The sequence below is a fragment of the Anaerosolibacter carboniphilus genome, assembly GCF_014205875.1.
GTDB classification, from domain to species: Bacteria; Bacillota; Clostridia; order Peptostreptococcales; family Thermotaleaceae; genus Anaerosolibacter; species Anaerosolibacter carboniphilus.
The window spans coordinates 91,973-114,301 of record NZ_JACHEN010000014.1; the positions used below are offsets into that span (position 1 = coordinate 91,973).

Sequence of the window (22,329 nt, forward strand, 5' to 3'; positions counted from 1 at the left end):
ATCATGCAGTTGAGTATTGTAATGATGGTAAAAAATGAATCAAGGTATTTAGATAGATGCCTTACAAGTTTAGCATCTTTGAGAAAGGAAGTGTCTTCGGAATTAATTATTGTAGATACAGGATCCGAAGACAATACCGTAGAAATTGCGAAGAGGCATACAGATAAAGTATATTTTCATCCATGGAATAATGACTTCGCTGCCATGCGAAATATTACGATAAGCTATGCAAAAGGGGAATGGGTATTTATTCTAGATGGAGATGAAATCTTAGAAGATCCGAATGATATTATCTCGTTTTTTCAGTCAAATAAACATAAGGGCTATAATTCTTGCACAATTGGCATTAAAAACTTTTCTATTGAAGATGTGAAATATACCCTCGCATACATCCCTAGACTGTTTAAAAAAACAAAAGACTTTCGATATGAGGGGAATATACATGAACAGGCAACATTGAAAAACCCTAACTATCTGTTAAAATCTAAATTGCTACATTATGGATATATCACAACAGATAAAGAGCTTGTAGAAAAAAAATTCAAAAGAAATTATCAATTACTAATAGATGGGTTAGAGAAAAATCCAGAAAATGTTTACTATTGGTTTCAACTTGCTCAAACCTATGGATCGCACTATGATTATGAAGAAGCTATAGAAGCAAACTTAAAAGCGTATCATTTTGCAAAGCAGCAAGGTATAGATTTGAGAAATAGGATGCATATATATATCAATTTAGCACTTTTATATTTCATCGTTAAAAGATATCCTGAACTGGAGAGATTATGTTATGAAGCTATACAGGTAAAAGACGGATATATTGATGAATACTATTTTCTAGCAAAAGCCCAACAGGAACTGTTCAAAGATGAACAAGCCATTGAAAATTATGAAGCATATTTAGATATGGCACAGCATTATGACGATTTCCCCGGTTCTAAGGATTTTCAAGTAGCCACATATACCTTAGATATGATAGATCAAGTATATGTAGATTTGTGCAAGCTGTATAATAGGCAAGGCAAGCATGATAAAGTTTTAGAATATGGAATAAAATTAATAGATTCTAACCTAATAAAAGAGGGGCTTTTTTTTATCATACAATCTCATCTGAAATTGAGTGAGATTAATAAATTAAAGGAGTTCTACCAATGTATACTCTCTAGAAAGAACAAGGATCTAACCCATTATTTTACGCAATGCATAGAGGACAATAAAGCTATACTTGGTAAAGATAGAATTAAGGAAATTACGAATATCTTTTCCCATATACAGGACACATATGGAACCTTGAATTTGGTGAGGTTAGCCTTAAATGAAAATATTGAGATGTCCGCTGGAGATCTAATAGAATCCATGAAAAAGATTAATTTGAATGAGACTCCTATGTTTTATGCCGATAATATATTTTTGGCTATGAAACTAGGATGTTCATTATCGGATTGTTTAAATAATGTGATGTATTATAGAATTGAGAAATACTTTCAATATCTGATCAACCAGTATGAAAATCAATTTATTGAACAAGCTGTCATATATTTGAATAATAATGACTTTAAATGTGGCATAGTTGAAAGCAAGATAAATAAAGCATTGATAAAAATATTACTGCTTTCAAACTTATTAGATAAAAAAACTGAAAAATGTATTTTTACAAGATATATTGAAGAAGGTTTATATTTTATAACCCATATCTACCATCAAGATGTTATTGAAAATAAATGGATCTCTGAAGTAGATGAGGAAGAAGGGTTTTTAATATATGTATACCATAGTAAGCGTACAAGTACGAAGAACAAGTTGGAGCACATTGAATATTTGAAGCGCGCATTACAGATTTATCCATTTATGAAAAATGGCATTGAATTTATGCTAGATGATGTTAATAGTGAACGGAATAGCACAAATGAGGAGTTTGAAGAATATAAAAGCAGTATTAAGAGGCATATAGAGGAATGTATATGCGAGAGAAATATACAGAAAGCAGAAAGATTAATTGATGAGTTAGAAAAAATAGTGTCTAATGACTTGGAAGTTTTAATGCTTAAATCTAGGCTAATAGTTGCAGATATATAAATATAAAATAGAGGTGATATGATGGAAAAATATACAGAAGTGATGAGAAATGCAGTAGATTTATCGGATACGATCCATGAAGCCCTTCAATATATAAATGAACAATTGGAGATTGGAAATCATTCGGAAGTACTAGGTTTATTAAAAGATACATCTGATGCTGTGATTGCCATAGAGAATTCAATCATCCCTATCCTAAAACAATTTTCTACAGAAATTATATTAAAAGGAATAGATGAATTTAAAGTTGTGCTAGAACAAATGGAGATTCTTTATCAAGGTAATAACCTTACAGCGTTAAAAGAGGTGCTGAGTATAAAAGGGATACCTCTTTATATACAATGGAGATCAGAAATGTATAAGGCTTTTTATCCTTACATCGTTTCATAGCGTTCAAACTATGAGTGACAAATCTGTTATGAAAGAAGGGTAAATATGACGCAGAATATGGATTACTTCAAACAAGAGATTAAAAAGAATATTAACATTTTGATGAATGGAAATAGGCTAGAAAAAGCAAAGCAGCTTCTAAAGCAGTATGAGGAAATTGTTCAGAATGATGTTGAGATTTATTCCATGAATGGGATTATAGCAATGTTGGAACAACGAAATGATGATGCCCAAACGATATTTACAAATGGTCTGAAGATAGACAATCAAAATGTAGATTTATTATATAATTTAGGATACTTATATGACAGTATAGATCAAAAGGATAAAGCACTAAATTGCTATAAGCAAGCATTACAGTATTCACAGGATGAGGAATTGCGCAAAGACTTACAAAATTTAGTTATGGATATTGAACACCAAACTGATGAAAGAAAAACTGCAAAAAATGACTTAATCGTAGAAAAAAATGCTCGAAAGGCAAGTATTGTAGTACTTACTTATAACAATTTGGAATATACAAAGCTTTGTATCGAGAGCATTAGGGCATATACAGATCCAGGAACCTATGAAATGATTGTGGTAGACAATGCCTCAAAAGACGACACTGTCAGTTGGCTAAAGGAGCAGACTGATATAAAGTTAATACTCAATAGTGAGAATCAAGGCTTTCCCAAAGGTTGTAATCAGGGAATAGAAATTGCTGATCAGGATAATGATATCCTTCTTTTAAATAATGATACGATTGTTACGCCTCGGTGGTTAGAAAATCTTAATACATGTTTATATAGTTCTGAAACTATTGGCGCAGTAGGTTCTGTAACCAACTCATGTTCAAATTATCAAACGATACCAGTACGATACAATAATTTAGATGAGATGTTTACCTTCGCACAGAATTACAACATCAGTGATCCGACTAAATGGGAAGAGCGACTCAGGCTGGTAGGCTACTGTATGTTAATAAAAAGAAAAGTGGTCAATGAAATAGGCCTTTTAGACGAAATATTTACACCAGGTAATTTTGAAGATGATGATTATTCGTTGAGGATTAGACAAGCAGAATATAGGCTCATTCTCTGCAAAGATACCTTTATACACCATTTCGGAAGTGCTTCTTTTGGAAAAGAAGCAAATAAGTATAATGCACTATTAGTAAAAAATCGAGAAAAGTTTATGAATAAATGGGGAGTAGATCCATTATATATTGCAGAGGTCAGAAGAGATATCACTGCAGCGATTGAGCTCCAACAGGATGAAATAAATATCTTGCAAATAGGTTGCTTTGGTGGAGGTACTTTACTAGATATTAAGAATCAAATTCCCCATGCGAAGTTATATGGGATAGAAATGGCTAAACAAGCAGTTTACTATACAGGCCACTTTGCTGACATACATGTGGGTGGACTAAGTGAGATAAAAAATTTCTCTAAGAGATTTTTCAACTATATAGTTATAACGATACATTATGAAAATGCGAATGATCTCATAAAGGTATTGGAGGCTATTAAACCCTATTTGATGTTAGAAGGGGAAATAATTCTAAACTTATCTGATCACTTTATAAGTAATAGTAATTTATATATTGATAAGATAGGCAATGCCTTAAAAGATATGAAGGTATGGGTTGATTTAAAAAGTGAAGGTAGATTATTGAAAATAAAATATAACAAAAGAGATATTCATGATGATTTACCACTGGTTAGTATCTTGATACCAGCCTATAATAGACCAGAATATTTGCAGCTAGCCTTAGAGAGTGCTCTGAATCAGACCTATAGTAATGTAGAAATTGTCATTTGTGATGATAGCACGAATGATGAAGTGGAAAAGAGGGTTAATGGGTATATAAGTATCCATAAAAATATCAGATATTATCGAAATGAAAAGAATTTAGGACAATTCGATAATGATTTAAAGCTGTTTGAGTTAGCAAGTGGTGAGTATGTAAATTATCTTATGGATGATGACCTATTTGAACCTATGAAAATTGAGAGAATGATGCAGTATTTTATCGCAGATAAGAAAAAAGAGATAAAACTGGTTACATCTCAAAGACAGTTAATTGATGAAAATGGGAATATACTACCTGAAAGTATGCTTACCCAAAAGATTTTCAAAGAAGATACAATAATTGATGGACACCAGTTAGGAAATTTTGTAATGATGCACAATTTCAATTGTTTAGGTGAACCAACAACTGTGCTTTTTAGAAAAGAAGATTTGATAGAACCTTTTGGAACGTTTAATGGAAGAAGGTATGGGTGTAATGTAGACCAAGCAGCATGGTTTACCTTATTAGCAAAGGGGAAAGCTGTATATATTGCAGATACACTTAGTTATTTTAGAATTCATAGTCAGCAGCAACTTCAAACACCTAAAATGAAATTGCTAGGAGCTTTAGATTATGCACATGAGATATTGACAGCTTACCAAAAAGGATTTCTACAGAAAAAAGAAGATTGTAAGGTCGCCCTAGAGAACTGTATAAGCTATGTTTCTGCTGTTTTCAAAGAAATACAAGGCCAAGATATGGATAGAGGGCTGGTTCTAGAACTACAAGAGAGTATACACCTACTAAACAAAATGAGCGAGAATTATTCATGTAAAATAGAAGAAAAGCAAACAAATATTCTTAGTAATAATTTAGATAGAAAGCTAAAATTTTTATTAAGAAGAATAGAAAACAATATTGAATATGATCAGAGTTTAGCTGAAATTATAGGCCAAATCAGCAGCGGAAGTATTTATATTGTTGATCTTATCGAAAATATCAGAAAGAATATGATTCATAAAGAAAAGCTTTTAAACACTATTGCACTAGAATTTTATAAAAGAGGTGGACAAGATGCTGCTCTTGAAATTCTAATGAAATCCTATGAATTGAATCCAAAGGATTATGATACAGCTTATAATCTAGCCTATATCACATATAAGCTAGGAGAAACAGAAACAGCAATCACTATACTTGATGGGATACAGCAAAAGGATTCCGACATGATAAGCTTAATGGAAGAAATTATGGGGGAAAAGAGATGAATGAGCAAAAGATATGTTTCATAACTTGTGTAAATGATATGGAAGTATACGAAGAGTGTCTGATGTATCTCAATAGTCTAGAAATTCCAGATGGCTATCAAGTTGAGAATATATATATCGAGGATGCGAACTGTATAACAAAGGCCTACAATGAAGCAATGAAAGCTTCAGATGCAAAGTATAAGGTGTATTTGCACCAAGATGTTTTCATTATTAATAAAAACTTTATTCATGATATTTTAAGTGTTTTTCAGAAGAATGATAAAATAGGAATGCTTGGCGTTATTGGTGCAAAGACAGTTCCCACAAGTGGTATATGGCGAGAGTCTAATCAAAAATATGGTAAAACCTATGCGTATCAAAATGAAGAGATGGGAATGCTGAGCTTAAATAGCATCGAAAAAGATTTTGAATATGTAAAAGCTATAGATGGTCTAATAATGGTTACCCAATATGATCTACCCTGGAGAGAAGATATTTTTGATGGATGGGATTTTTATGATGTTTCGCAAGGTGCTGAATTTCTGAAAAGAGGGTATCAAATCGCTATTCCCAAACAGAATGAGCCGTGGTGCGTTCATGATGTTGAAATTAAAAAAAATGTGTATAAATCTGTTAAATATAGCACTAGATTTGTAAAAGAGTATGTCAATATACTATTTCCACTAGTAAGCATTCTAATACCTGCATATAATAGACCTGATTTCCTAGAGATAGGACTTAAAAGTATTATTGCTCAAACATACCCTAATATTGAAATAATTATCTGCGATGATAGTACGAATGATAGAGTGCAAGAAATGTTGAGACCTTACCTGAATAAGTATAAGAATATTAAGTATTACAATAACGGTGGACCATTAGGTGGAAATGGCCTACTAAATGCAGAAAAATGTTTTAATCTCGCTTCAGGTGAATACATTAATTATTTGCTAGATGATGATGTTTTTCATCCAGATAAAATAGCAACTATGTTGAATTATTTTATTGAAAATCACAATGTGTCTTTAGTTACATCATATAGGCAGAGAATAGATGAACTGGGGAATTATCTATCAGATATTCCTGCAACAACGAAGATCTTTGAAGAGACTAGGGTTGTTAATGGTGCTGTGCTAGGAAAACTTATGCTTAAAAACTTATTAAATGTAGTAGGCGAACTTTCAACGGTACTATTTAAGAAAAATGATATCGAGCACATCTGCACATATCAAGGTAGACAGCATAGAAGCTCAGGAGATATGGCTATGTGGTTTGAATTGCTTATGAAAGGTGATGCAGTATATATCACTGATACATTGAGCTATTTTAGAATACATAAAGATCAGAATACCCATAGAATGCAATTGTTTGGATTGGTGGATGCATTTTATTTAATTAAAGACTCCTATAAAAATAAAGTATTTATTGACGATATTATAGAATATAAAGAATGTTTACTTACTTGGTTAAAAGTAACAGTGTTTTCAATAAAATTACCAAGCGAAATTGAATATGAGAAATATAGTGAAATAATTAATAAAGATCTAAAAGACGAACTAATAAAGCAAATTAATTGTGCTATTGCTATAGTATTAGGGGCAGATTAAATGGTATTAATAGTATCTGTTTATGACAAATCGAAAGATGAATAGATATAATAGGGGTAGATTATTATGGAAAAATGTGAATTTATTAAATTGAGTAAAATTGGAACAAACATATTAGGTTTTCTTACACCCATAGAAGGGAATAAGGACATACCATTTGATATTAAAAGAGTATATTACTTATACAATGTTCCTAGTAACATAAAAAGGGGGCTTCATGCCCATAAAACATTAGAGCAGATTCTTATTTGTCTCAATGGTACTGTAGATATTAAAGTATCAGATGGAGAGACAGAAGAAGTATTTCAATTAAATACCCCAGATATAGGTCTATATATTGGGCCAAAAATATGGCGGGAAATGGTCAATTTTACTCATGAGACTGTTCTACTAGTATTAGCATCAAAGAATTATGATGAAGAAGACTATATACGTGATTACCATGAATTTCAAGAATACATTAAAAATGATAAGATTACATTTTAGCACATAATATATATTTGTAAATAATTAGTCATGTTATTCAAATAATAAAATTTTGGAGGGATTAGGTATGTTAAGAAATACAACTATTAAAGAAATGATTCAGAAATCATTTGATAGCCTTTATGAGAGTGGAATGATAGAAAATAAGATAATAGCAACAGATGATACTGTTCTAATTGGGCCAGGCTCAGAGCTGGATTCAGTAGCATTTGTTACTCTTTTTGTTGATATTGAAGATAGATTGAGAGTGGAAACAAACGAAGAAATATATCTTGTACTTAACGAAATTCATGACTTTAATCCAAAAGAGAATTATTTAACTGTTAGTGTGCTTATAGCATTCATCGAAAATTTGTTGGATGGAATGAGGTAAAAAATGAAAGAAAATCCTTCTATGATTATTACTGGGACAAGTAAAGGAATAGGAAGAGGAATAGCACAATACTTTCTAAGTAAGGGATATACTGTATTTGGATGTAGTAGAAGTGCATCTACTTTAGAAGAGCCAGAATATTTCCATTCACAGGTAGACATTACAGACTATAAACAGGTAAGAACATGGATAAGCAGTATTAGAAAGGTGAGTCCTAGTATTGATGTACTTATATGTAATGCAGGAATTGCGCCTGCTTCTACGCTTTTGACTATGATGTCAGGCGATCTGGTTGAAAAGGTCATGAGTACCAATATTGGAGGGACTTATTATGTTTGCCAAGAAGTAGCTAAGCAAATGGTTAGACAGCGGTCAGGTAGAATTATTACGATTTCTTCTATGGCGGTAGGTTTACATCTAGAAGGAACATCAGCCTATGCTGCTTCAAAAAGTGCTGTTGTGGAAATGACAAAAATATTAGCGAAAGAATTAGCTCCATTCAATATTACATGCAATACCCTGGCTCCGTCTATGATGATGACCGATGCAGTGGAAGTATTAGGAGATGAAATTATTTCTCATGCATTGAATAAATTAACGATTAAAAGAAAATTAACGATTGACGAAATTTGTAATGTATTATCTTTTTTTATTGCACCGCAAAGCGCATGTATAACTGGACAAGTTATTCATATGGGATTGGTGAACTAAATGATAGAAGAAAATACAAAAATTTATAGTAATGAAGATTATTTAGTCTACAAAATGGTTACAGGTGGTAGATGGAAAGAAAATTGTTATTTGGTACGTTTCGTAAAATATGATCAGGTAATACTAATTGATCCAGGTGATGATCCTCACATAATTTGTAGTAAGATTAACTCAATGGGAAGCAAATTAACACACATATTTTTAACCCATGGGCACCACGACCATGTAGGTGCTGCAGCATATATCTCTGATCATTATGGAATTAATTGTACACTACATAGTCAAGACAAACGAATTATAATGCATGCGCCTATGTATGCAATTAGATTTGCTGGTAAAAACATAAGAATTCCAAATTTAATTACTTTCTGTGAAGAAGATGTATTTATGATAGGGGATATTTCAATAGAAGTTATCCATACACCCGGGCATACTCCTGGTAGTGCCTGCATTAGAATAGAGAGTTGTTTGTTTACAGGAGATACTTTACTATATAAGGCGATTGGGAGGTCGGATTTACCCAATTCAAATGGAAAAGAGTTAAAAACCTCAATCAATAAACTTCTCGAGAGAACTAAAAAGGATTTAATAATCTTGCCAGGCCATGGCCGAAGCTGGTCTGTTAATGAGGCGAAAACATGGTGGAAAGAAGTAATAGACGTACCCCCTCAACTTAATACTTTCGATATTGCAGATTAATTTTTAATACCATTGCATGAGGAGGAAACTCAGTGAAGAGTAATGATTATGGAGTTGGTATCATAGGAACTGGAAAATATATCCCCAAGAAAATAATATCTAACAAGCAAATTGAAGAATGGGCAGGTATTCCAGCCAAAACTATAATTGAAAAAACCGGGGTAGAAAATAGATATATTATTGAAGAAGGGGAGACTGCTTCAGGAATTTCAACGATCTCAGCCCAGAAGGCACTTGAAATGGCCAGTATAAAATCTGAGCAATTAGATTTAATATTGGGATGTACTTTTTCTGGAGATTATGTGTATCCAGCTATGGCGTGTAAGATACAAGAACAATTGGAAGCATGGAATGCAGGTGCTTTTGATATAATGGCAAATTGTACTGGATTTCAAGTGGGCTTAGGAGTAGCTTCTGACCGTATGTATTGTGATCCTAATATTAAATTTAGCTTAGTTGTTGGAACAGCAGTTCAATCTAAATACATTAAGTGGAATGATCCAAACACTGCCATGTATTTTGGAGATGGTTCTGGTGCTGCAATTTTGGGACAGGTACCAGCAGGGTATGGAATTCTTGCAAATGAAATTATGAGTAACGGTAGAGTATATGAAGCAGTGAGGCTGAGAGGTGGAGGATCTAGCTATCCTATTCGCGAAAATAATGTAAGCGATGGATTACAATATTATGAAATGAATGGAATGGAAGTCTGGAAACAAGTTATTCAGTATCAACCGATAGTAATAAAAAAAGTACTAGAAAAAATAAATAAAAAAATAGAGGATGTTGATTTTTTTATTTTCCACCAAGCTAATTTGAGGCTTATCGAATACTTAATGGCGAGAATGAAGCAACCTATGAGTAAAACATATACGAATATTGCAGATATTGGAAATACAGCAGATGCTTCTTTAGCTATCGCCTTGTGTGAAGCAGTAGAAAAAGGTCTTATTAAACGTGGTGATTTAGTCGTAATTACAGGTGTAGGAGCTGGATTTACTTTTGGAGCGACGGCAATGAGGTGGTATTAACTATGCATGAGTTAAATGACTCACAGAAATTTTCTATTACACCATTTGAAAGTTTCACCTTGAATGATAAGGCAGAATTAACGCATGAAATAACTCAAAAAGATGTAGATACTTTTGCAGAATTAACAGGGGATTATAATCCATTACATCTAGATCCTTCGTTTGCTCGAAGAACTAGATTTCGAAAACCTGTAGTGTATGGAATGTTATCTGCTTCATTCATTTCTACTATGATAGGAATGCTTTTGCCTGGTAAAGGAGCCCTTTGGGTTTCACAAACTATTGAGTTTTTACACCAAGTATATGTAGGAGACACGATTCATATTACAGCGACAATTAAACAAATATCTAAATCAGTAAGAACATTAGTCTTAGGTGTTGAGATAAAAAATCAACATAATCAACTAGTGATTGTTGGCGAATCTAAGGTGAAATTGACAGAGCTAGAAGGTGAGGAACAGCAGATGGAAGATGATAGGAAAATCGTACTTATTACTGGGGGAACACGTGGGATTGGTGCTGAAGTTGCATATAATTTATCTAAAAAAGGGCACACAGTTATACTTAATTATGTAAATTCAGACCAAGAAGCGTTTAATGTTGTTAAAGAAATAGAATCAGAAGGTGGACGCGCATATCCCTTTAAAGCAGACATATCAAATTGGGATGAAGTAGAAGATATGTTTAAGAAAATTGAAGAAGATATCGGGGCTGTCGAAGCAGTAGTTCATTGCGCTGCTCCAAAAAATGAAATCAAAGCATTCGATCAATTAGAGTGGAATGAAGTACAGAAACATATTGATATTCAGTTAAAAGGCGCCTTTAATTGTGTAAAAGCATCTATAGCGAATATGATTGAAGCTCGATTTGGTTCATTTATCTTTATTGGATCTATTGCTTCTGATGGAGTGCCTCCACTTCATCAGACGGACTATATAATAGCAAAATCAGCTCTTACAACTTTCGCGCGTAGCATGGCTGTAGAATATGGACCTAAAGGAATCCGATTTAATATTGTAGCACCAGGGATGACTCAGACAGATAGAATTGGGAATATGCCAGACAAATCAAAAATATTAGTAAAAATGCAAACACCTTTACGACGTTTAGCAGAGCCTTCAGATATAGCTGGTGTTGTATCCTTTTTACTTGAACCTGGAGCTCGATATATTACTGGAGAAACAATTCGAGTATGTGGTGGGTCTACAATGCTTTAAGGAGGGAGTATATGATCTCATACAAAAACAAATATCCTGAGTTTGTAAGCATTATTGAATTAGTACTGAAAGATAATCCATTGCAAAGGAAAAAAATAAGTTCTTTTTTGGAGAAACAAGATTTAAGCTATTGGACTTTTGCAGAGGAGCTAAGTAACTCACTAAATCAATATTTTCTGGCGAGTGGTCATAATAAGCTAGATGTTGTAAAAGCTTATAATAAAACATGCATGGAAATTTTAAGAGAACAAATTAGATTTAAAAAAACTGGATATTATCTTTGTAATAGTAGTCAGATAGTAGAGACAGAAGTTTACAGTGATAAAGATAAAATGCGTAATTATATTATTGGATTATTATTATCTTACCTTTTTTGGCCAAATCACTACGCCATACTTGATTTTTTTCAAAAAGAACTTAATCAGGTCGATACGAGTAGATGTTTAGAGATTGGTGCAGGACACGGCTTATTTACTGCACAAGTGTTAAAAAAATTCAATAACGCTGAGATAAATATAATAGATATTAGCAATGAATCTCTTCAAATCGCAAAGGAAATACTCTGCGCTTTTAATTTGCCTACAGATAATATTCATTTTATGCTTCAAGACTTTTTGAAAACAGGTGACGGTATAGCTAAGTTTGATTTTATTATAATGGGAGAAGTACTAGAGCATGTAGAAGACGCTCCAGGATTTCTATTAAAGGCTAAGGAATTATTAGACAAAGATGGAAAGATTTTTATGTCAACTTGTGTAAACAGTCCAGCAATAGATCATATTTATCATTTCAAAACTATTGATGAAATAAGAAATTTAATTCGAAGTATTGGATTGTCAATAAGTGACGAAATTGTTTTGCCAGTTGAAGATATACCTGAGGAAAAATGGGAAAAGGATTTAGTGGCAATTAATTATGCTGCGATTTTAACGCTTAATTGATTAGTGAAGGGGTTTGATGTATGTGCAAGATTCCAAGTTAAGTTCGTTGATTAGCCGCTTAAAAAGTGATAAAGCATATAGTTCATATACAGCTATTTCAAATGCACTTGATAGATTAAAGCCAGTAAACCTTCCAATAATGAAAGTGGCTATATTGAGAAATTTTACAATTGAGCCTGTGATACCTGTAATAAGAGGGGAAATTGTTTTAGAAGGATTCTATCCAGAGATTTATGTTGGGGATTTTGACAATATTATGCAAAATGTGATTGAGCCCCAAAGTGGATTATATCACTTTCAGCCAGATTTGATCATTATAGCACAGTGGTTTGAATCTGTATCAGCTAAGTTAGCATTAAGCTATATAACTCTATCTCCTGAGGAAATTGCAGAAGAGGTTGAAAGAATAATAATGGATTTTAAGAACATAATTGCAGAGATTAGAAAAAGTTCTACAGTGCCTATCTTGATCAATAACTTTCCTTTAATTACAAATAATACTTTAGGAATCTTGGATACGCAAAATGATATTTCTCAAATGGGCACATTGTTAGATATAAATAGTAAGTTGAAAGAACTTGCTAAAAACAGTTCAGATGTTTATATAGTAGATTATTTTAAGTTGATTTATAAACTAGGTAGTTTTCATAGCGTTGAAGAACGATACTGGCATATGTCCAGAGCGCCTATATCAAGACATGGAATTGTTCCGCTTGGTCAAGAATATGGAAAATTTTTCAGGGCACTTAAAGGTAGGACAAGGAAATGTCTAGTTTTAGATTGCGATGAAACTTTATGGGGTGGCATCATAGGTGAAGCGGGGTTAGATGGAATAAAACTAGGAGTAGACTATCCTGGCTCTTGTTATCAAGCATTTCAGCGAGAGATTATCAACTTATATCATAAGGGTGTAATTCTAGCATTATGTAGTAAAAACAATGAGGAAGATGTTATTGAGGTATTGAATAACCATCCAGGAATGTTACTTAGAGAAGAGCATTTTGCTACATGGCAAATAAACTGGAGCGATAAAGTGAGCAATATTATTAAAATAGCAGAAACTTTGAATATTGGACTAGATAGCCTGGTATTTGTCGATGATAGTGAGTTTGAATGCAACCAAGTTAGGGAAAGATTACCACAAGTTGAGGTTATTCACTTACCGAAAGAACCGTCATCCTATAAGTCAATGCTGAGTGTCCGTGGTCTATTTGATACTCTCGTCTATACAAATGAAGACAGGCTTAGAAATAAAACTTACAAAGACAATATTCAAAGAAAACAAATTTACGAAACTTCAGGAACACTTGAGGAATATTTAACAAAATTGAATATGGAAGTTGAAATTGGTACTCCAAATACAATTCAACTTCCCCGAGTTTCTCAGCTTACTCAGAAGACAAATCAATTCAATTTAACTACTTTTAGGTATACAGAAGCTGAAATTGCTAGTTTGGCTAACAGTTCAGAAAGTGATGTTTTTTATATTAAGCTTCATGATAAGGTATCGGATTTGGGAATTATCGGTGTAGCGATCCTCAAATATCATGTCGGTATTGCTGTTGAAATAGACAGCTTTCTCTTAAGCTGTAGAGCGCTTGGACGTAGCATTGAAAACATACTTTTATCTCATTTATTCGAAATTGCTCGCGGAAAGGGTTATCGATCTATAATTGGTCGCTATATTCCTACAAAGAAGAATGCTCAAGTAAAAGATTTTTACGAAAAGCACAACTTTAAACTTAAGATTCAAAACAATGGGGAATATATTTGGGAAGCAGATCTACAAAAAGTCGAAACATGTACACCAGCATATATTAAGGTAACACGAATAGATTGATTTTATTCGTATATATTTATTATTTCTTGACAGAGTAATCAAAAAACTCAATAGAAAATGTTGAAAATCCGAAGAAAAAAATAAATAATGAGGTGGATATATGAAAGATAATGAAAAGAGACTAAAACAAGTTATGATGGATGTTCTTGATATTTCCTACGAGGCTATTAATGAAGATACATCTGTTGATACAGTAGATGAGTGGGATTCGGTAAAGCACTTAAACCTTGTATTAGCCATTGAAGCAGAATTTGATATTACTTTCACTGAAGAGCAGACAGTAGAGATTCTTAGTTATCCGCTAATTAAGATTGTATTAGAGGAACATGGAATCAGATTTGATATATAATGTATAGCTGAAAGAAGGGAGGATTTAATTATGACAGCCATTGAAACGGTAGTAAAGAGAATGCGAGAAAATCATGAAAAACCAGCCATCTTTTGGAAGAGCAAGGAATATTCATACGATGAATTTTTTGATATGGTCGATATGTGGATAGAAAAGTTAAATGACTATAATGTTGGGAAGGGAACGGTATGTGGAATTTTAAGTGATTATTCTCCACAGACTTGTGCTTTATTCTTTGCACTAATGAATGTGGGTGCTATTCTCGTTCCATTTACTAGATCGATTGAAGCCGAGGTTCCAGTTTTTAGAGAAATAGCTGGTGTTCAATGTATGTTTCGTTTTACGGAGGAAGACAGTTATACAGTCGAAAAATTCGATAATGTATCTCAAAATGAATTAGTTAACTCATTCAGAAAAAAAGAGAAACCAGGCCTAATTGTCTTTTCATCAGGATCAACCGGCACACCTAAAGGAATTCTACATGATTGTGAACGTGTAATGAACAAGTTTGTTGTTAATAGACCAGGATGGAGAACCGTGTTGTTTTTAATGATGGATCATTTTGGAGGATTCAATACTCTTTTATCTACTTTTGCATATGGTGGAACAGGAATATGCATACCTGAACGTACACCAGAATCAGTGTCTCGGATTATAGAAGAATCAAAAGCTACGTTGCTTCCCACTACTCCTACTTTTCTAAATTTACTCATTGCTTCAAAATGCTATCAACAATATATGCTTGATTCAATCAAATTGATAACGTATGGAACTGAGTTAATGAATGAAGCAACTTTGAATAATGTAAAAAAGATATTTCCAAATGCCGTGTTGAAGCAGACATATGGATTATCAGAATTAGGTGTATTGCGTTCAAAATCAACAGAGGATAATTCTGTATGGCTAAAAGTTGGAGGAGATGGTTTTGAAACAAAAATCATAGATAACATTCTTTGGGTTCGTTCAGAAGCAAATATGGTAGGTTACTTGAATGCGCCTAATCCTTTTAATGAGGAAGGATGGATGTGTACGGGTGATGAAGTAGAGGTTAGAGGTGATCAACTTCGATTTCTTGGTAGGAAATCAGAAATCATTAATGTAGGAGGACAAAAAGTCTATCCAGTGGAAGTTGAATCAGTATTGTTAGAGGATGAAAACATACAAGAAGCGGCCGTCTTCGGAGTAGCGCATCCATTAATGGGGCAAGTCGTTCATGCTCGCGTATCACTTTATAAGCCAGAGGATTTGCTAGAGCTTAGTACTAGATTAAGAAGTTTTTGTCTTAAGCGACTTGCGAAATATAAAGTACCAATGCGCTTTACAATTATTTCAGAAGAAGGTCAGCATAGTACAAGATTTAAGAAGGTTCGATTAATTAAAGATGAAGAATAAATCTAGGAGAACTACAGATGTACATTGGGACTGATATAATTGAAATTCAAAGATTCGAAAAACTGACTGCCTATGAAAGTGGGTTGTGTAGAATTTTTACGAAACAGGAATTGGAGTTAACAAAGGATCTAAGCTATGCAAAAAAGTTAGAAACCTTGGCAGGTAAATTTGCTGGAAAGGAAGCTACAGTGAAGGCATTAGGAACGGGATTTGATAGAAATATTTCATTTAAAGACATAGAAATACTAAAAAATGAAAAAGGAAAACCCATTTTAAACCTCCACAACAAAGCAAAGGAATTATCAGATGAACTAGCTATTAGTGAATACAATATTTCTATCTCTCATTGTAGTAATTATGCTATCGCAATGGTGATCCTTACATGACTATTAATAGGAGTGTTAGGTATACATAGTTTCATAGTTTATCAACTATGAGATAAAGATAATGCCAAAAACAACTTATGCCAGGAGGAAACTTGTATGGTAAATAAAGAAATTGTTTTAAAAGGCCGATTTGTTGAGTTGAGAGGTTTGATAGAGGAAGACTTTCCTCAAATCATAAAGTGGAGAAATGATCCTGAAATAAATCGTTTTCTTAATCAACCATATCAATTGACATTGGAATTACAATATAAATGGTATCAAGACAAGTATTTAAAAAGTAATGAAATTTTATTTGTTATTATAGAACAGAAGAACTTTAAAAAAATTGGAACAATAGGTGTAAATGATTTAAACTTTGATAATAAAACAGGTATTTTAGGACGACTATTAATAGGTGAAAAAGAATATAGAGGTTCAAGAGAATTAATTGAAGCAATGGTTCTTATTTATGATTTTATATTTAATGAATTAGAATTAAATGAATTATATGGACATTGTGTTAAAGAAAATAAGCAGGTAATATCATTTGATAAGAAGTTCGGATTTGTTCCTACAGAAAATACTCTATTTCCGCAATATTGCTTTGTGAATAATATGCATCTAGTAGAAATGGTTAACACAAAGGAGCAATATGAGCGAACAAGGAAAAGCTTTATTGCACTTCTAGATTACTATTGGAATAACCATATAATAGGCAAAATAAGAACATAAAATACTAGTACTCTTATACTTATAAGCCTATGGGGAGGACTAAGGTGAAATTATTATGACTCAGGTGAAGTTTTTGGACATGGAACCCATGCATTCTTCTATAAAAGAAGAGGCTTTACGAGCTATTGAAGGTATATATGATTCGAATTGGTTTATATTGGGGGAAAGGAAACATTTATTTGAAGAAGAATTTTCTGCATATTGTAATGCAAGCTATGTTGTAGGTGTAGGAAATGGGTTAGATGCGTTGCATTTAATATTAAGAGGTTACGGGATTGGGTTTGGGGATGAAGTGATCATTCCGTCTAATACTTTTATTGCTACTGCTTTGGCTGTAAGTTATACGGGTGCAAAACCAATTTTAGTAGAGCCTAAACGTGAAAGCTATAACATTGACCCTACACGTATAGAGAATTCTGTAACAAATAAAACAAAAGCAATTATCGCAGTTCATTTATACGGTCAACCTGCAGACATGGAACCCATTAACGAGATTGCTAAAAAGTATGATCTAAAGGTTATTGAAGATGCAGCTCAAGCCCATGGTGCATTATACAAAGGGCAAAAAACCGGATCTATCTCAAATGCTGCTGGTTTCAGTTTTTATCCCGGAAAAAATTTAGGTGCATTTGGAGATGGGGGGGCGGTCGTAACAAATGATTTAGAATTGGCAAATAAGATAAGAAACTTAAGTAATTATGGATCAAACATCAAATATCATCATGAACATAAAGGGATTAACTCGCGACTAGATGAAATTCAGGCCGCTATATTAAGCATAAAACTAAAGCACTTAGATAAGTGGAATGAGGACAGATCGAGAATTGCGAATATATATATTAATAATATCAGCAATAATGATATTATTTTGCCATATACAGCCCAAGATATAAAAAGTGTGTGGCATCTTTTTGTTATAAGAAGTAAGTTTAGGGATGAATTAAAAGAATATTTATTTAGACATGGCATAGAAACTTTGATTCATTACCCTATACCTATTCACCTGCAAGAAGCCTATAAAGACTTGGGTTATAAAAAAGGGGATTTTCCTATTGCAGAAAGGCTGTCAGAGGAGATATTAAGTTTACCGATCTGGTATGGGATGCAGGAAAAACAAATTGAATATATAATTGATATTTTAAATAAATGGAAACCTAATAGATAAGCATGTTGACTCGAGCGAATTTTAGTATGTTGTTTTCAAATACTTATTTACAAGGAGGACTTCATGAAAGGGATTGTTTTAGCAGGTGGTTCTGGGACAAGACTTTACCCAATAACAAAATCAATATCCAAACAATTATTGCCTATCTATGATAAACCCATGATATACTATCCACTTTCTGTTTTAATGCTCTCAGGTATAAGAGAGATTCTCATTATCTCAACGGAGCAGGATGTTCCTTTATATGAAAAAATGTTTGGTGACGGCAGATATCTAGGATTATCCATCACTTATAAGGTGCAACAAGCACCCAATGGCATCGCTGAAGCGTTCATCATTGGAGAAGAATTTATCGGAGATGATAAAGTAGCTTTGGTGTTAGGAGATAACATCTTCTATGGGCAGCGATTTACAGAGATGCTTCATAGAGCCAGTACTTTGGATAGTGGTGCAGTTATATTCGGTTATTACGTAAAAGATCCTACAGCTTATGGTGTCGTTGAATACGATGAAAAGGGAAATGTGATTTCTATAGTAGAAAAGCCTAAAGTACCGAAATCTAATTATGCTGTACCAGGGCTATATTTTTATGATAACAATGTCGTTGAAATTGCGAAGAATTTGAAACCATCGGCAAGAGGAGAACTTGAGATCACAGCCGTAAATGAAGCATATTTAAAGCAAGGAAAGTTACGGGTTGAATTGTTTGGTAGGGGTATGGCCTGGTTAGATACAGGAACCCATGACAGTTTGCTAGAAGCCAGTAACTTTGTGGAAGCAGTTCAAAAGAGACAGGGGTTATATATCGCTTGTCTAGAGGAAATTGCCTATAGGATGGGCTATATCAATAGAGACCAATTAGTTCAACTGGCAGAAATATATACGAAAACAGAATATGGAAAATATTTATTAGATGTAGCCAATGGACTTTAAATAAGAGGTGTATATATGGCAAAGTTTTTATTTATCCAAACAGAGATAAGCGGGCTCTATGTTATTGAACCAAAAGTTTTTGCAGATCAAAGAGGATATTTCATGGAGTCATATAATCATCGCGAATTCTGTGAAAATGGACTAGATATGGTGTTTGTACAAGACAACCAGTCAAAATCTAAAAAAGGTGTATTAAGAGGATTACATTTCCAAAAAGAGCATCCGCAGGGAAAATTGGTAAGGGTGATCAACGGAGAAGTTTTCGATGTAGCTGTTGATCTAAGGCAATCATCAGAAACATACGGAAAGCATTTCGGAATCATATTATCAGATGAAAATAAAAAACAGCTTTATGTTCCAGAAGGTTTTGCCCATGGTTTTTTGGTTTTATCTGATGAAGCTGAGTTTATTTATAAGTGTACAGATTATTACTATCCTGATGATGAAGGTGGAATTCTGTGGAATGATTCGGATATAGATATCGCTTGGCCATTAGACGGGATAGAACAGGTGATTCTTTCAGAAAAGGATAAAAGGTGGTCATTACTAAAAAATACTGAGATCCATTTTAAATAAAATCGGGTGGTGGAGAAAAATGAAGAAAGTCTTAGTTACGGGTGGTGCTGGATTTATTGGCAGCAATTTTATCCGCTATATGCTGGGGAAATATGACCAGTATAAGATCATTAACTTAGATTTGTTAACTTATGCGGGAAATCTAGAAAATTTGAAGGGCTTAGAAGCGCATCCGAATTACGAATTTATTAGAGGCGATATTGCAGATCGTCAGCAGGTTGATCAAATCGTTTCTCGAGGAATAAGCTACATCATTAACTTTGCGGCTGAGTCCCATGTGGATAGGAGTATTGAAGAACCTGAGATATTTGCAAGAACGAATATTATGGGAACACAATCCCTTTTAGACGCTGCTAAAAAATATAGTGTAGAAAAATATGTACAGGTTTCTACAGACGAAGTCTATGGCTCATTAGGCCAAACAGGGTCTTTTACGGAAGAAACTTCTTTGGCTCCAAACAGTCCATACTCGGCTAGTAAGGCAGCGGCAGATCTACTGGTGAGGGCATATCATGAGACTTTCCATTTGCCAGTGAATATCACACGATGTTCGAATAACTATGGGCCGTATCAATTCCCTGAAAAATTGATTCCATTAATGATTGCTAATGCCTATGAAGAAAAAGAACTTCCTGTGTATGGTGATGGGTTAAATGTAAGGGATTGGCTTCATGTGGAAGATCACTGCAGTGCCATTGATCTGGTGATACATAAGGGCAAGCCTGGACAAGTTTATAATATCGGTGGAAACAATGAGAAGACAAATATCGAGATTGTAAAATTGATACTAGGTATTTTGAATAAATCAGAGTCTTTAATAAAATATGTTAAGGATAGACCAGGACACGATAGAAGATATGCCATTGATTCTTCAAAAATTCAGAGCGAATTGGGCTGGATACCTAAATATACTTTTGATAAGGGCATAGAAGAGACCATCCATTGGTATTTAGAAAATAAACAGTGGTGGCTGCAAATCAGAAGTGGAGCATATTTGGACTATTATGAAAAGATGTATTCCAATCGATAGTAGGTGTTAGGATGAAAAAGATATTAATAACAGGTGCAAATGGACAGCTAGGGGCAGATTTAATGGACATGCTGTCCCCTTTTTATGCTGTAAAGGGGTATGGAAGAGCACAACTGGATATTACAAAGCTTGATGATACAATAAATATTGTGCGAGGAATGAAGCCAAATATTATCATTAATTGTGGAGCTTATACTAACGTTGATAAGGCAGAGCAAGAAAGAGATATGGCTTATAGGGTCAATGGATTGGCATGCAGAAATCTAGCTGTGGCGTGTTTAGAAACGAAATCACAATTGATACACATCTCCACTGACTTCGTATATGATGGCAAAAAAGAAGAACCTTATATTGAATTCGACAAGGCAAATCCCATAAATATTTATGGACATTCCAAACTCATGGGTGAAGAATATATTAGGCAAATATACCCAAGACATTTTATTCTAAGAACTTCTTGGCTATATGGACAATATGGGAATAATTTTGTAAAGACCATGCTGAAGTTGGCAAAAGAGAATGAGATTTTGAGAGTAGTCGATGATCAAAAGGGAACGCCTACTTATACCAAGGATCTGGTACGGGTAATAAGGCTGCTTATGGAAACGGAAGCCTACGGAACTTATCATGCCTCTAATAATGGAGCTTGTACTTGGTTCGAATTTGCTAGCCAGATTTTTTCTTTATATCAAATCAATAAAAAAATTCTATCTGTAACAACAGAAGAATTGAAGCGCTCAGCACGTAGACCTCAAAATTCAGTTATGAGAAACTACTTACTTGAGCTCGACTTCGGATATCATTTAGATAATTGGGTAGATGCATTGAAAAGATTTGTGAAAGAATAAATACCCTATGAACAGACTAAGCTTAGTTATTGCAGTGTTGTCAAAATCTTGTAGATATACTGCCTCAATTCATAGCTTATCTACTATAAAGTAAATAAAAAATATACCGATAATATCCATAGGAAAAAATAATGAGGTGGTGTTCATATGCGAATTGAATCTAGTATTAGCAATGCTGTAGATATTAACTCGCCAAATCAAAGGCAGGGACAAGCAAGTAATGGGCAACAAGGAACTGGCGAAGGAGAAATTGTTCAAGCGGCGACTTCAAATTTTCCAGGGGAAAAGCAGCTTATTGCAGAAATCGAACGTGCAAATAAGGATTTAAACATTAAAAGTACCAATTTAAAATTCTCTATCCACGAGAAAACAAAGGCGATATTAGTAAAAGTTGTAGACAGTGAAACCAAAGAAGTAGTCCGAGAGATTCCATCGGAGAAAATTTTAGATATGGTAGCTTCTATGCTGGAGCGGACAGGTCTGTTTGTGGATAAAAAGATTTAAAAAATGTAAATTAATTAAAAAAAGGTTTAAATTGGATATAAGG

Annotated in this window: 22 protein-coding genes; all 22 read left to right on the top strand. The window is 33.6% G+C overall.

Translation table 11 applies throughout. The features are described from left to right. Positions 1–3 precede the first annotated feature (3 nt). The 22 genes from HNQ80_RS12270 (at position 4) to HNQ80_RS12375 (ending at position 22,286) form a co-directional block, all read left to right on the top strand. On the top strand, positions 4–2,076 hold the full coding sequence (locus HNQ80_RS12270; protein WP_184310953.1) for a glycosyltransferase family 2 protein: 2,073 nt from the start codon (positions 4–6) through the stop codon (positions 2,074–2,076). A 21-nt stretch (positions 2,077–2,097) separates the two neighbouring features. Further along, positions 2,098–2,466: a hypothetical protein gene (locus tag HNQ80_RS12275; protein ID WP_184310954.1), complete on the top strand. Its 369-nt coding sequence runs from the start codon at positions 2,098–2,100 to the stop codon at positions 2,464–2,466. Between the two features lie 45 nt (positions 2,467–2,511). Continuing rightward, positions 2,512–5,505: a glycosyltransferase gene (locus tag HNQ80_RS12280; RefSeq protein ID WP_184310955.1), complete on the top strand. Its 2,994-nt coding sequence runs from the start codon at positions 2,512–2,514 to the stop codon at positions 5,503–5,505. Beyond that, entirely contained in the window at positions 5,502–7,094 is a 1,593-nt protein-coding gene (locus HNQ80_RS12285) for a glycosyltransferase (RefSeq protein WP_184310956.1), read from the top strand. Before HNQ80_RS12280 ends, HNQ80_RS12285 begins: the two co-directional genes overlap by 4 nt. Positions 7,095–7,160: 66 nt before the next feature. Next, positions 7,161–7,580, top strand: coding sequence for a sugar 3,4-ketoisomerase (locus HNQ80_RS12290; protein ID WP_184310957.1), 420 nt, complete (start codon positions 7,161–7,163; stop codon positions 7,578–7,580). Between the two features lie 67 nt (positions 7,581–7,647). Beyond that, entirely contained in the window at positions 7,648–7,953 is a 306-nt protein-coding gene (locus HNQ80_RS12295; RefSeq protein ID WP_184310958.1) for a hypothetical protein, read from the top strand. Positions 7,954–7,956: 3 nt separating this feature from the next. Continuing rightward, a complete protein-coding gene (locus HNQ80_RS12300) occupies positions 7,957–8,664 on the top strand; it encodes an SDR family NAD(P)-dependent oxidoreductase (RefSeq protein ID WP_184310959.1) in 708 nt (235 codons plus the stop codon). After that, a complete protein-coding gene (locus tag HNQ80_RS12305; protein WP_184310960.1) occupies positions 8,665–9,363 on the top strand; it encodes an MBL fold metallo-hydrolase in 699 nt (232 codons plus the stop codon). 32 nt (positions 9,364–9,395) lie between these two features. Beyond that, on the top strand, positions 9,396–10,394 hold the full coding sequence (locus HNQ80_RS12310; RefSeq protein ID WP_184310961.1) for a 3-oxoacyl-ACP synthase III family protein: 999 nt from the start codon (positions 9,396–9,398) through the stop codon (positions 10,392–10,394). A 2-nt stretch (positions 10,395–10,396) separates the two neighbouring features. Beyond that, positions 10,397–11,611, top strand: coding sequence for an SDR family oxidoreductase (locus HNQ80_RS12315; protein WP_184310962.1), 1,215 nt, complete (start codon positions 10,397–10,399; stop codon positions 11,609–11,611). Between the two features lie 11 nt (positions 11,612–11,622). After that, the gene (locus tag HNQ80_RS12320; RefSeq protein WP_184310963.1) at positions 11,623–12,552 is read left to right on the top strand and encodes a class I SAM-dependent methyltransferase; all 930 of its coding nucleotides are present in this window, start codon (positions 11,623–11,625) and stop codon (positions 12,550–12,552) included. A 22-nt stretch (positions 12,553–12,574) separates the two neighbouring features. Beyond that, a complete protein-coding gene (locus tag HNQ80_RS26475) occupies positions 12,575–14,392 on the top strand; it encodes an HAD-IIIC family phosphatase (RefSeq protein ID WP_184310964.1) in 1,818 nt (605 codons plus the stop codon). Between the two features lie 100 nt (positions 14,393–14,492). Then, a complete protein-coding gene (locus HNQ80_RS12330) occupies positions 14,493–14,741 on the top strand; it encodes an acyl carrier protein (RefSeq protein ID WP_184310965.1) in 249 nt (82 codons plus the stop codon). Positions 14,742–14,771: 30 nt separating this feature from the next. Beyond that, on the top strand, positions 14,772–16,133 hold the full coding sequence (locus tag HNQ80_RS12335) for a class I adenylate-forming enzyme family protein (protein WP_184310966.1): 1,362 nt from the start codon (positions 14,772–14,774) through the stop codon (positions 16,131–16,133). A gap of 17 nt (positions 16,134–16,150) precedes the next feature. Further along, positions 16,151–16,519 (top strand): holo-ACP synthase, encoded by a 369-nt coding sequence (gene acpS / locus HNQ80_RS12340; RefSeq protein ID WP_184310967.1) that lies wholly within the window; start codon positions 16,151–16,153, stop codon positions 16,517–16,519. A gap of 96 nt (positions 16,520–16,615) precedes the next feature. Next, positions 16,616–17,230 (top strand): GNAT family N-acetyltransferase, encoded by a 615-nt coding sequence (locus tag HNQ80_RS12345; RefSeq protein WP_184310968.1) that lies wholly within the window; start codon positions 16,616–16,618, stop codon positions 17,228–17,230. A gap of 55 nt (positions 17,231–17,285) precedes the next feature. Further along, a complete protein-coding gene (locus HNQ80_RS12350) occupies positions 17,286–18,395 on the top strand; it encodes a DegT/DnrJ/EryC1/StrS family aminotransferase (RefSeq protein WP_184310969.1) in 1,110 nt (369 codons plus the stop codon). 63 nt (positions 18,396–18,458) lie between these two features. Beyond that, positions 18,459–19,328, top strand: a complete 870-nt coding sequence (gene rfbA, locus HNQ80_RS12355; protein WP_184310970.1) for a glucose-1-phosphate thymidylyltransferase RfbA — start codon at positions 18,459–18,461, stop codon at positions 19,326–19,328. Between the two features lie 15 nt (positions 19,329–19,343). After that, a complete protein-coding gene (gene rfbC, locus HNQ80_RS12360) occupies positions 19,344–19,904 on the top strand; it encodes a dTDP-4-dehydrorhamnose 3,5-epimerase (RefSeq protein ID WP_184310971.1) in 561 nt (186 codons plus the stop codon). Between the two features lie 19 nt (positions 19,905–19,923). Continuing rightward, complete coding sequence (gene rfbB / locus HNQ80_RS12365; protein ID WP_184310972.1) at positions 19,924–20,934, top strand: dTDP-glucose 4,6-dehydratase; 1,011 nt, start codon at positions 19,924–19,926, stop codon at positions 20,932–20,934. 11 nt (positions 20,935–20,945) lie between these two features. After that, positions 20,946–21,782 (top strand): dTDP-4-dehydrorhamnose reductase, encoded by an 837-nt coding sequence (gene rfbD / locus HNQ80_RS12370; protein ID WP_184310973.1) that lies wholly within the window; start codon positions 20,946–20,948, stop codon positions 21,780–21,782. Between the two features lie 147 nt (positions 21,783–21,929). After that, positions 21,930–22,286 (top strand): flagellar protein FlaG, encoded by a 357-nt coding sequence (locus tag HNQ80_RS12375; protein WP_184310974.1) that lies wholly within the window; start codon positions 21,930–21,932, stop codon positions 22,284–22,286. Positions 22,287–22,329: the final 43 nt, after the last annotated feature.

Coding starts and splice junctions, on each gene's coding strand:
- acpS (WP_184310967.1), top strand. CDS start 16,151: ATGTACATTGGGACTGATATAATTGAAATTCAAAGATTCGAAAAACTG.
- HNQ80_RS12330 (WP_184310965.1), top strand. CDS start 14,493: ATGAAAGATAATGAAAAGAGACTAAAACAAGTTATGATGGATGTTCTT.
- HNQ80_RS12300 (WP_184310959.1), top strand. CDS start 7,957: ATGAAAGAAAATCCTTCTATGATTATTACTGGGACAAGTAAAGGAATA.
- HNQ80_RS12285 (WP_184310956.1), top strand. CDS start 5,502: ATGAATGAGCAAAAGATATGTTTCATAACTTGTGTAAATGATATGGAA.
- HNQ80_RS12375 (WP_184310974.1), top strand. CDS start 21,930: ATGCGAATTGAATCTAGTATTAGCAATGCTGTAGATATTAACTCGCCA.
- HNQ80_RS12350 (WP_184310969.1), top strand. CDS start 17,286: ATGACTCAGGTGAAGTTTTTGGACATGGAACCCATGCATTCTTCTATA.
- HNQ80_RS12295 (WP_184310958.1), top strand. CDS start 7,648: ATGTTAAGAAATACAACTATTAAAGAAATGATTCAGAAATCATTTGAT.
- rfbA (WP_184310970.1), top strand. CDS start 18,459: ATGAAAGGGATTGTTTTAGCAGGTGGTTCTGGGACAAGACTTTACCCA.
- rfbD (WP_184310973.1), top strand. CDS start 20,946: ATGAAAAAGATATTAATAACAGGTGCAAATGGACAGCTAGGGGCAGAT.
- HNQ80_RS12270 (WP_184310953.1), top strand. CDS start 4: ATGCAGTTGAGTATTGTAATGATGGTAAAAAATGAATCAAGGTATTTA.
- HNQ80_RS12320 (WP_184310963.1), top strand. CDS start 11,623: ATGATCTCATACAAAAACAAATATCCTGAGTTTGTAAGCATTATTGAA.
- HNQ80_RS12290 (WP_184310957.1), top strand. CDS start 7,161: ATGGAAAAATGTGAATTTATTAAATTGAGTAAAATTGGAACAAACATA.
- HNQ80_RS12315 (WP_184310962.1), top strand. CDS start 10,397: ATGCATGAGTTAAATGACTCACAGAAATTTTCTATTACACCATTTGAA.
- HNQ80_RS12335 (WP_184310966.1), top strand. CDS start 14,772: ATGACAGCCATTGAAACGGTAGTAAAGAGAATGCGAGAAAATCATGAA.
- HNQ80_RS12280 (WP_184310955.1), top strand. CDS start 2,512: ATGACGCAGAATATGGATTACTTCAAACAAGAGATTAAAAAGAATATT.
- HNQ80_RS12305 (WP_184310960.1), top strand. CDS start 8,665: ATGATAGAAGAAAATACAAAAATTTATAGTAATGAAGATTATTTAGTC.
- rfbC (WP_184310971.1), top strand. CDS start 19,344: ATGGCAAAGTTTTTATTTATCCAAACAGAGATAAGCGGGCTCTATGTT.
- HNQ80_RS12275 (WP_184310954.1), top strand. CDS start 2,098: ATGGAAAAATATACAGAAGTGATGAGAAATGCAGTAGATTTATCGGAT.
- rfbB (WP_184310972.1), top strand. CDS start 19,924: ATGAAGAAAGTCTTAGTTACGGGTGGTGCTGGATTTATTGGCAGCAAT.
- HNQ80_RS12345 (WP_184310968.1), top strand. CDS start 16,616: ATGGTAAATAAAGAAATTGTTTTAAAAGGCCGATTTGTTGAGTTGAGA.